Genomic DNA, 10533 nt, shown 5'->3' with positions numbered 1-10533 from the left:
AAAGGCTAATCAAACCGGGAGATAGCTGGTTCTCCCCGAAATCTATTTAGGTAGAGCCTCGGACGAATACTTACGGGGGTAGAGCACTGTTAAGGCTAGGGGGTCATCCCGACTTACCAACCCTTTGCAAACTCCGAATACCGTAAAGTAATATCCGGGAGACACACGGCGGGTGCTAACGTCCGTCGTGAAGAGGGAAACAACCCAGACCGCCAGCTAAGGTCCCAAAGTCATAGTTAAGTGGGAAACGATGTGGAAAGGCCCAGACAGCCAGGAGGTTGGCTTAGAAGCAGCCATCCTTTAAAGAAAGCGTAATAGCTCACTGGTCGAGTCGGTCTGCGCGGAAGATGTAACGGGGCTAAACTATGCACCGAAGCTGCGGATTCAGAATTTATTCTGAGTGGTAGGGGAGCGTTCTGTAAGCGGTTGAAGGTGTACCGGGAGGTATGCTGGACGTATCAGAAGTGCGAATGCTGACATGAGTAACGATAATGCGGGTGAAAAACCCGCACGCCGGAAGACCAAGGGTTCCTATCCCATGTTAATCAGGGTAGGGTAAGTCGACCCCTAAGGCGAGGCCGAAAGGCGTAGTCGATGGGAAACGGATTAATATTTCCGTACTTGGTATAATTGCGATGGGGGGACGGAGCAGGCTAAGCAAGCATGGCGTTGGTAGTCCATGTGAAAGTGAGTAGGCTAGCGACTTAGGTAAATCCGGGTTGCTGTTAGGCTGAGACACGAGACGAGTCACTAAGGTGATGAAGTTGCTGATGCCATACTTCCAGGAAAAGCCTCTAAGCTTCAGATTATACCGAATCGTACCCCAAACCGACACAGGTGGTCAGGTAGAGAATACTAAGGCGCTTGAGAGAACTCGGGTGAAGGAACTAGGCAAAATCGTACCGTAACTTCGGGAGAAGGTACGCTCCGATTGGTGATGGGATTTACTCCCTAAGCTGATTGGAGCCGCAGTGACCAGGTGGCTGGGACTGTTTATTAAAAACACAGCACTGTGCAAAATCGCAAGATGACGTATACGGTGTGACACCTGCCCGGTGCCGGAAGGTTAATTGATGGGGTTATCTTCGGAGAAGCTCTTGATCGAAGCCCCGGTAAACGGCGGCCGTAACTATAACGGTCCTAAGGTAGCGAAATTCCTTGTCGGGTAAGTTCCGACCTGCACGAATGGTGTAACCATGGCCACGCTGTCTCCACCCGAGACTCAGTGAAATTGAAATCGCAGTGAAGATGCTGTGTACCCGCGGCTAGACGGAAAGACCCCGTGAACCTTTACTACAGCTTGGCACTGAACATTGAACCTACATGTGTAGGATAGGTGGGAGACTTAGAAGATGAGACGCTAGTTTTGTTGGAGTCGTCCTTGAAATACCACCCTTGTAGTTTTGATGTTCTAACGTTGGCCCCTGAATCGGGGTTACGGACAGTGCCTGGTGGGTAGTTTGACTGGGGCGGTCTCCTCCCAAAGAGTAACGGAGGAGCACGAAGGTTGGCTAAGTACGGTCGGACATCGTACGGTTAGTGTAATGGTAGAAGCCAGCTTAACTGCGAGACAGACACGTCGAGCAGGTACGAAAGTAGGTCATAGTGATCCGGTGGTTCTGAATGGAAGGGCCATCGCTCAACGGATAAAAGGTACTCCGGGGATAACAGGCTGATACCGCCCAAGAGTTCATATCGACGGCGGTGTTTGGCACCTCGATGTCGGCTCATCACATCCTGGGGCTGAAGTCGGTCCCAAGGGTATGGCTGTTCGCCATTTAAAGTGGTACGCGAGCTGGGTTTAGAACGTCGTGAGACAGTTCGGTCCCTATCTGCCGTGGGCGTTTGAGAATTGAGAGGGGTTGCTCCTAGTACGAGAGGACCGGAGTGAACGAACCGCTGGTGTTCGGGTTGTCATGCCAATGGCATTGCCCGGTAGCTACGTTCGGAACTGATAAGCGCTGAAAGCATCTAAGCGCGAAGCAGGCCTCGAGATGAGTTCTCACTAGACTTTTAAAGTCTCTGAAGGGCCGTTGAAGACTACAACGTTGATAGGCAAGATGTGGAAGCATAGTGATATGTTAAGCTAACTTGTACTAATTACCCGTGAGGCTTAACCATACAACGCCAAACGCGTTTTATGTGATAGTTGATAGCGCAAGAAGTTAATAGACTAAAGTAGATTTACTGAAAACTTTATTATCAGAATTCCAAATTTTAGTTAATTGCTAACGCGATTAACACCAAATTTGCTTGGTAACAATAGCGTTTTGGACCCACCTGACCCCATGCCGAACTCAGTAGTGAAACGAAACAGCGCCGATGATAGTGTAGCATTTGCTATGTGAAAGTAGGACATTGCCAGGCTCCAAATAAGAGAAACCCGTTACAGCGATGTGACGGGTTTTTTGTTGTCTGGCATAAAGTAAAAATAAAGGTTCGAGGTAAAAGGCATCAGGTTAAAGGAAAAGAATAAGCGCCTAATGCCGACTCTATACATTTGCTATGTGGCTCTCTACCGCTGTGGGCACTATGACATCACCAAGCTCCAAATTGAGAAAGCCCGACTAGCAATAGTCGGACTTTTTTACGTCTGGAACAAAGTTAAAACACCAAGCCAAGACCCCATGCCGAACTCAGTAGTGACCGCTCTTGCAATCCTATGCTCCACGGCATGTGTATTATTCCTATTCATCAAACAAACGCTCCTTCACATCCCAGGGCATCTACCTTTAAAGCAATTTGAGTATGGATACTTATTTGGTGTAGTGTGCCCAAGTAATAGTAAAACAGAAGCGCTGAGTGCCCTATCGTCAATAAAGATTTCATGACGCAACACATGGGAATTAATATCAAAAGCGACGCAGGCGGGACGTCATACGGTGTGATCGTTGATGGGTAGTTTATGCCAATCGACTTAAATATTTAACCATTCTAGCGAGCTAAATAAAGTGCTAACTGCGTTATAATTTATTCAAGTAAAACAACTACATGTCGAAAATTACGCCTTGTTATCACTGTATTTATCTGTCGCTATAAATGGTCAGTAACTTAACACGATTGGTATAAATCTGTTAACTATTAACCTTCTCGTTGGATCAGACCTTCAAGAGCGCGAATGTTGGAGAGTAAATCTTGCCTTTGTGGGTTAGCGTTAAGTGCTTTTTTAAGCTGGCTTAATGCTTCTTTGTAGTTTTTATTTTCAATTTCAATTTGCGCGAGACCTAACCATGCAGAGAGTTGGTACTCAGGTAAAGCTTGTGCTCGTACATACATTAACCTTGCTTGTGTCAGTTGGTTTTGTTGCTGATAGATATTTGCCAGGCTTAACAGTGCATCGCCAAGATTTGGGTCGATTGTTAATGCTTTATGTAAACTCTTTTGAGCTTGTTTAAAGTTACCTTGCTCAATTGCTAGCTGAGCGGTATAAACTGAAAACTCTGCGCGGGATTGTTTTGATAACTTATTTATAAAAGGGTTTAGTTGCGAAACGAGCTGCTTGGCTAGCTGCCATTTTTTTTGTGCGATAAGCCAATTTAGGGTTTGCATACTAATCTCGCTAGCTTCTGCTATTTGAGCTGGCTGAGTGCTTGCTAATGCATTACTTAACAATTCAACAGAGCGTGAGTAGCTACCTTGTGTAAGGTGAAGTTGTGCTGCAAGTAATTGATTACTTGCATTGCTAGGTGCCAGCTTTAAAGCTACTTCAATACTTGCCAAAGCTTGTTTATTGTTGTCTTGTTGTAAGGCAATTTGTGCACGTTGTAGCCAAAGATCTGGATTGTTAGGGGATGCATTTAATAGCTCTTTTAGCAGAGCTTGGGCTTGACCTAGATCGCCTGCAGCAATTAGTGAAAATAGTAACCCTTGTTGATATTCTGCTTGCTGTGGCTCAAGCATTAATGCCTGACGATAAGCTGCAATTGCGCTCCAAGGTTGCTCAGCTTGTACATGAATATAGGCAAGTTGCGCATAGACTTGCGCATCAGCTTGGCCAAGTTCAATACAGCGGGTTAGATGTGGCTGTGCTTGTTGATAATTACCTTGCTGCATATAGAGCAGACTTAAACCTTGATGAGCTTTAACTAAATCTGGCATGCTTGATAAACTAGCCTTTAACGCCTGCTCAGCTCCTGCAAACTGTTTTAAGGTTAACAAAACTTGGCCACGTAAAAGTTGTAACGCAGGGCTATCGTTACCTAATTCACGTTGTGTAAATAGATCAGCTACAGCTTGGTAGTTACCTTGTTGTAATAGTGGTTTTAGTTGCTGGGCGAAGCTGCGTTCATTAGCTTCGATTTTTATATCTGTTGGGCTCAGTAAATTATTATTGATCAGCAACTGCCAGTGTGGATCGCTTGGCTGTAGTTTTACCTGCAATGAGGTTGCTTGGCTGGCAGTCATATAAAAGGTTAATGGCACGATAGCTAAACACGTTAACCATTTTTTTGTTGTTAATCTTTTCATTGTATTTTCACTTAAATACTGGCTTTACTAAGGTTTAAATTCAATGGGCCAAATAAATCTGGCTCTCACTATTTCACCGTCTTTTTTTGGTGAACTAAACCGACTTTGCTTAATGATCTTATCTATTTCAGGCTTTAGCTCAGGGTACGGGTTTTGTATAACATCAATTAAGCTTAATCGGCCATTTTCATCGATAAAAACATCGAGCTTCACGATGAAGGTACTCACACCTTGGCGAGTTAACTTTTTAGGTAATACTGCTTTTACGGGAGTGAGTAGCGTGGGTAAACCATCTAGTTGATTTAAGCTAAAGGCATCCCAATTAACTTCGATAGATTGAAATTCAGGAGTCGCAATTGGCATATTTGCAAGGGTTGGTTTACTAAGCGAAATTTTACTTTCAATTTTTATATTAATGGCTTGAATAGTTGCACCCGCACCTTCGACAACGAGGCTTTGCATCGGCTCTGTCACAGCTGATTGCGTCACGGTTGGTGGCGGAGGTGGAGGGTGTGGCACTAAAGCAACTTCGCGAACGATAACTTTGTCGTTGATAACGTGCTCAGCAATTTGCCCAAGCCAAAGTAAAACTAATGCGCATGCAAGTACCGTTAGGCTCAACATAAAAGCAAAAAACGGATGACGATTATTAGCTATTGCAGGTTGTGATGCGAGTATATTATTTTGCATATTATTGCTGGGTCGCTAAGTTAACGGTTGCTGCACCAGCAAGTTTTGCTTCGTCTATTACTTTTACTAATAGCTCAGTTGGTACGGTTTTATCAGCTTGGATCACTACTGGTCTTTGCTGTTGTTTTAGCATTTGCTCTACGCTGCTGCGCACACCGGCCACGCCAATTTGGCTACCGTCAAAGTAAACCTGCTGACTATCAGTTATGGCAAGAAAAATAACTTGTTGCTTTAATCTGCTTGCTGAGACGGCTTGCGGTTTATCAACCTCGACCCCACTTTCGCGAACGAAAACGGTGGTTACAATAAAGAAAATCAATAGTATAAATACCACATCTAATAGTGGTGACATATCAATATGATGCGCAGATTGTTGTTCTAGGCGTTGTTTTAAACGTGCTTGCATTGGCTTAGCTCGCTTGCTGTTGGATAGCACTGTTACGTGTTACGTACAGCAAGTAAGCTTGCATCAGCCATGCAGGAATTGCGCAGACTAACCCCAGTTGTGTAGTGAGTAGAGCATTACTTATCGCTTCGCTCATTAATTCGTTTTCGCCTTGCGACATCACTTTAAATGTATCGAGTAAACCAATAATGGTGCCTAATAAACCAAGTAATGGCAGCGCAGCGGTCAAAATAGAGCTGACGTCGTGCCAGTAACCTTGGCGTTGCAGTTTATATTGTTTTAAATGCAGGATATCGTGCCAAATGAGCTGATAAACAAATAGCGCTAATAGGATGATAAGCCAGCAGATAAAATTATCGAACAGTTGCTCAAACATTTTTCACCTCAAGTTGACTAAGTTGCAGTGCGAACGCTTCAAGTTGGGTGTAATAGGCTTTAGCTTTACGCGATAGTAGCGCATTGAGTACTAATGCTGGTATGGCAACAACGAGGCCAAGCTCGGTAGTGATCAAAGCTTGGGCAATACCACCAGATACCACTTCTGGATCGCCTGAGCCAAATAACGTCATCATTTTGAATGTTTCAATCATGCCACTGACTGTGCCCAATAAGCCCAGTAGCGGTGCTACCGATGCTGTGATCGCGATTGCGCCAATGTAGTTATCAAGCTTGTGTTTATTATGCATCAGCTGATTAAATAACTGGTCATCTCTTATTTGTCCTATGTTGCTATCAACAGAGAGTTGAAACAGTGTTGCTTGCATTCCGCTGAAGCTGTGTTGCTCAGGTTGATTAAACGCAGTTTGTAAAGTCAGCGTCGAGACAGCTTTGATCTTACTAAGGCTAAATAATTGATATGCCTTGAATAGCGCAATTAATAATGCAAAACATGCAAATAAAATAATAGGGATTGCCCATAAGCCACCTTTTTCAAGATGTTCAACTGCACCTTCTTGTTGCGCTTGACTGGCAACTAAGCGGGTTAAACTTGGATCAAATGTTAAAGAAGCTGCGACCTTAGCTGAGTTTGTATTTACTTGTGAGTAAGCAATATCAAATGGGTTATTCTCATCACTTGATTGAACTATAGCTACTTTTGGTACTGCAACGTTAGCTGCTGATGAAAGCAGGCCGGTTAGTTTTGGCTGTGCAACACTAAACCAAGCCACGGGACCTACTTGTAATGTTGTAGCTGCGGTCAGTTCGCCATTTTTCAATACTATATTTTGTTTTTTAAACTCTGGATATAATGCCGCGGTTTGCTGCTCTATCACCGCGACTACATCATTCAAAAGTGCTTGTTGATCGTTTTTACTTTGCGCTTGCTGAGCGTATTGACGAGTAAATCGGTTGAGTAAATTTAGCCGATATTGCTGTTGTTGTTGCCAGCTATCTAAGCGTGTTTGTAGCTGGGTTAAACTCAATGTGTCTTCATCAGCTAAACGGCGATTGAGTGTCGCTTGCTCACGCTCTTTTTTAAGTGCTTGCTGTTTTTCAAATATCTGTTGTGCCATAGTTGTTTGCTGTTTGGCAATCCGCTGTTGTGCTTTATTTAAAACGCTCTGCGCCGTTTTAATATCCGTTAGCAATTGTTGTTTGGCAGCATCCGCAGTCGCGGCTGTTACTACTTGGCTAAAACTCAGTAGTGTAACAAACCAAAAAGTACAGAATCGTTTCATTGCGTCAGCTCCTTAGCTGCATAGCTAAATACAGGCAAGGTAAGCCAGTGAGCTGCTTGTTTTTTTTCTTGTACAGCGATACCGTGGGCAATTTGCTCGCCATCAATTTCAGTATCAAATTGCCATTGCCAACCTAACTCAGAAGGGAAGCCAATGCCCGCATAACTTAAATCATTACTAACAAACCATGCTTGTGCGGCACCCAAATAAAGCTGTTTTACCCATATTTCTTTGCCTTCACTATTACTGATTGCCATTTCATGAATTGAAATTCGGTTTTGAAAATCAGCCAATTGGCCAAGCATTTTTAAAGCAATTTGTAGCTTTTCATTCGCATCTAGGCTTTCGTTATCTAGATCGCCAATACTTTGCCAGCTCGCCAGTAATGGGGGAGGTAATTGTACTTGCAGTGAGCGCAATTGCTGGCTGAGCTGGATTAATTGACTATTGAGCGCGTTTTCATCGGTCTCAAGCTGGCTTTGTTTTTTAATTAGCGCAGTGCGCTTTTCTGCCAGCTCAGAGGTGTTCTTTTGACGATTTTGGTTTAGCTGTTTGAGTTGTGTTTGCTCTGCATCAAGTAATATTAATGTTTGTTGCATCGAGGTTTTTTTTTCTAGCCAATGTGTTTCTAACTCACTAGTTTGTTGTTCTATTTGTAACCACTGATTAACGAGGTTTTCAAGTTCGCTAACCGGATCAGCTAAGCTTGAGAATGAGCTTAGTAAAATAACTGCCCCAACAGATTTTATACAACGTTGCATATGCTAAGTAATGCCCTAAAAGTAATAACCATTTACAGTACAAAGCCAAGCTCTGGCTTTAACTTTATAAAATTAAAAAACCTTGATTTTTAAGCGCTTAAACTTAATTTTTCACGCCACTCATGCACCCAAGTTTACTGTGCATTTACAGTCGCGTTACGTAAGTTTAAAAGTGTGAAAAATAGTACAATGATTGACAAAATAATACAAGTGATAACATTTCGCATTTACATTAATATTACTCGGTGCTAGGATTCCGCCGAACTTAAATCAACGTGCTTAAATGACTTGCTACAAAAACAACGTGTTAGCAAGTTCCCTGCTAATGGAGCTAAAATGGGTAAAATGACTAATAAACGCCGAACTTATATAAAACCGCTGGCTGCTTTTGTTACCGCAACTTTATCAACTTGGGCGTCTGCTCAAGGAGCTGAAAATATACAAGAGCTATCAGTAACCAAAGCAAAAACGCAATCGGAACAAAGCTATAAAGTTGAAAAATCATCATCAATAAAGAACACCCAGCCGTTGGTTGATACTGCAAAATCAATAACGGTTATTAACAAAGCTGTGATGAAAGATAGAAATGTAGATAGTTTGCAAGATGCGTTACGTAATGTTTCGGGTATTTCATTGGCGGCGGGTGAAGGCGGTGCGCCAGCTGGTGACAGTTTATCTATTCGTGGTTTTAGTGCTGCCAATGATATTTTTATCGATGGTATTCGTGATATTGCCGGGTACGACCGTGATACTTATAACGTTGAGCAAATCGAAGTTGCAAAAGGCCCAAGCTCAGCAACAACAGGTCGAGGTTCAACGGGCGGTAGTATTAACTTAACTACAAAAACGGCGACGTTGGATGAATTTAATGATGCTTCGCTGCGTTTAGGCACAGAGAGTGATTACCGCGCGCAAATAGATAGTAACTTTAAAGTGGCTGAAACATCAGCGCTACGTGTCAATTTACTGGTTGATAAAGGGGATGTTGCTGGGCGTGATCATGTTGAAAAAGAAAAACAAGCAGTCGCGGTTTCGTTTGCGACTGGTTTAGGAACCAATAGCCGTTTTAATCTTAATGCTGATTATCAGAATCAAGATAATATGTCTGATTACGGTATTCCGTGGGTTGGTTCTAGCCCTGTTGCTGAACTTGCTGGTAGCGAAAATGCAGCGCCACCGGTGAATTTCACTAATTTTTACGGTAACGTATATCGTGATTTTGAAGATATCGAAGCGTATTCAACAACTGCAAAGTACGAGTATGACTTGTCGCAAACAACCATGCTACGTGCCCAAGGTCGCATTGGCCGTGTAGAGCGAAAAGATACAGTAACAGCGCCGCGTTTTATTGATGTAAAAAAAACAACTGATATCAGAATGAGCGACGTTAAAAATCGTGATACGCGCAATGAATTGGCAACACTGCAACTTGATTTAGTTGGTGAGTACTATTTTGCTGGTGTAAAACATAATGTGGTTACTGGTGTTGAATTAACTAACGAGACATTTAGCCGTTGGAATGTAACTGCATTGGTAGCTGATAATTTAAAGAACGAACCAGCGCTGAATGATTTATACAACCCAGATGCTTATTTACCTTACACTGGTGAGTATGGTCGTGATGGCACTAGTACTGAAGCGGTTGCTAAAACCCGTGCAATTTATGCATTCGATACAATTACATTTAATGAATATTGGCAATTAACTGCGGGTTTACGTTCAGAGCAGTACGATAGCGATTATCAGTATGATTACAAGGATCCAGCATTAATGATCTCAACTAGCGATACCATGACTAGTTGGAACGCATCTGCCGTATATAAGCCAAGTCAAAATAGCAGCATTTACTTTGGTGCAGGTAACTCGTATAACCCATCGGCTGAAGGCATTGCAGTATCTACTCGTGGTAATTCAAGTGAGTTAGATCCGGAGAAGAGCCAAAGCTATGAGTTAGGCACTAAATGGAATTTACTTGATGATAAGTTGATGACCAGTGCCGCTATTTTTAGAACGGTTAAAACTAATGCGCGCGTGGATGATCCTAATAGTGATCAGCGTGGTGTTGAAGTGCTTGATGGTGAGCAACGAGTGCAAGGTTTAGAGTTGTCTGCAACAGGTATTATCACTGACGAATTAAGTATTATCGGTTCTTATACCTATCAAGATAGCGAAGTTACTGAATCTACGGTTGATGGTGATGTTGGGCATAACTTGGCTCGAGCACCTAAAAATAGCTACAGTGTTTGGGCTCGATATGACTTTAGCGACGCGATAGCTGCAGGTTTTGGCGCACAATATATTGGTGAGCGTTATAATGGTAATTCAGCGACCAGTCGTAAAGCCGATAGTTATGTTTTGTTCGATATGATGCTTTCTTATCAAGCAACTGAGCAGTTAAGCATTCAGTTTAATGGTGAGAATTTAACGGATGAAGATTATGAAGATAAACTAGGTGGCGGACACTTTATTCCTGGTCAAGGTCGTTATTTTACACTAACGGCTAGTTATTCTTTCTAATTACAAACTAATG

At 42.8% G+C, this 10533-nt stretch carries 7 protein-coding genes and 2 rRNA genes (1 of these 9 running past the window's edge); 3 read left to right on the top strand and 6 right to left on the bottom strand.

What is annotated here, in order from left to right; genetic code table 11:
* Nucleotides 1–2121 (top strand): 23S ribosomal RNA (locus PVK79_RS21470) (it extends 766 nt beyond the left edge of the window).
* A gap of 131 nt (nt 2122–2252) precedes the next feature.
* A 5S ribosomal RNA gene (gene rrf, locus PVK79_RS21465) occupies nt 2253–2367 on the top strand.
* 714 nt (nt 2368–3081) lie between these two features.
* Here rrf and PVK79_RS21460 read toward each other — a convergent pair.
* The 6 genes from PVK79_RS21460 to PVK79_RS21435 are packed head-to-tail and all read right to left on the bottom strand — an operon-like array spanning nt 3082 to nt 8003.
* Nucleotides 3082–4467, bottom strand: coding sequence for a tetratricopeptide repeat protein (locus tag PVK79_RS21460; protein ID WP_182735679.1), 1386 nt, complete (start codon nt 4465–4467; stop codon nt 3082–3084).
* A gap of 27 nt (nt 4468–4494) precedes the next feature.
* Nucleotides 4495–5157: an energy transducer TonB gene (locus PVK79_RS21455; protein ID WP_257324693.1), complete on the bottom strand. Its 663-nt coding sequence runs from the start codon at nt 5155–5157 to the stop codon at nt 4495–4497.
* A 1-nt stretch (nt 5158) separates the two neighbouring features.
* Nucleotides 5159–5563 (bottom strand): ExbD/TolR family protein, encoded by a 405-nt coding sequence (locus PVK79_RS21450; RefSeq protein ID WP_182718359.1) that lies wholly within the window; start codon nt 5561–5563, stop codon nt 5159–5161.
* A 4-nt stretch (nt 5564–5567) separates the two neighbouring features.
* On the bottom strand, nt 5568–5939 hold the full coding sequence (locus PVK79_RS21445; RefSeq protein ID WP_145234597.1) for a MotA/TolQ/ExbB proton channel family protein: 372 nt from the start codon (nt 5937–5939) through the stop codon (nt 5568–5570).
* On the bottom strand, nt 5932–7242 hold the full coding sequence (locus PVK79_RS21440; RefSeq protein ID WP_149983260.1) for a MotA/TolQ/ExbB proton channel family protein: 1311 nt from the start codon (nt 7240–7242) through the stop codon (nt 5932–5934). The genes PVK79_RS21445 and PVK79_RS21440 overlap by 8 nt, the downstream gene beginning before the upstream one ends.
* Entirely contained in the window at nt 7239–8003 is a 765-nt protein-coding gene (locus PVK79_RS21435; protein WP_257324691.1) for a DUF3450 domain-containing protein, read from the bottom strand. The genes PVK79_RS21440 and PVK79_RS21435 overlap by 4 nt, the downstream gene beginning before the upstream one ends.
* 336 nt (nt 8004–8339) lie before the next feature.
* Between PVK79_RS21435 and PVK79_RS21430 the strand changes: the two genes are divergently transcribed.
* Nucleotides 8340–10520 carry a TonB-dependent receptor gene (locus PVK79_RS21430; RefSeq protein WP_257324689.1) on the top strand — a complete coding sequence of 727 codons (2181 nt, stop codon included), beginning with the start codon at nt 8340–8342 and terminating at the stop codon, nt 10518–10520.
* The last annotated feature ends 13 nt before the right edge of the window (nt 10521–10533 follow it).

It is taken from the genome of Pseudoalteromonas rhizosphaerae (assembly GCF_028885455.1).
In the GTDB taxonomy this organism is placed as follows: Bacteria; Pseudomonadota; Gammaproteobacteria; order Enterobacterales; family Alteromonadaceae; genus Pseudoalteromonas; species Pseudoalteromonas rhizosphaerae.
This window is presented reverse-complemented; position numbering and strand designations above follow the sequence as displayed.

What these genes read in the sequence shown, in the direction of transcription:
- PVK79_RS21460 (WP_182735679.1), bottom strand. Translation starts at nt 4,467, where the DNA reads ATGAAAAGATTAACAACAAAAAAATGGTTAACGTGTTTAGCTATCGTG.
- PVK79_RS21455 (WP_257324693.1), bottom strand. Translation starts at nt 5,157, where the DNA reads ATGCAAAATAATATACTCGCATCACAACCTGCAATAGCTAATAATCGT.
- PVK79_RS21450 (WP_182718359.1), bottom strand. Translation starts at nt 5,563, where the DNA reads ATGCAAGCACGTTTAAAACAACGCCTAGAACAACAATCTGCGCATCAT.
- PVK79_RS21445 (WP_145234597.1), bottom strand. Translation starts at nt 5,939, where the DNA reads ATGTTTGAGCAACTGTTCGATAATTTTATCTGCTGGCTTATCATCCTA.
- PVK79_RS21440 (WP_149983260.1), bottom strand. Translation starts at nt 7,242, where the DNA reads ATGAAACGATTCTGTACTTTTTGGTTTGTTACACTACTGAGTTTTAGC.
- PVK79_RS21435 (WP_257324691.1), bottom strand. Translation starts at nt 8,003, where the DNA reads ATGCAACGTTGTATAAAATCTGTTGGGGCAGTTATTTTACTAAGCTCA.
- PVK79_RS21430 (WP_257324689.1), top strand. Translation starts at nt 8,340, where the DNA reads ATGGGTAAAATGACTAATAAACGCCGAACTTATATAAAACCGCTGGCT.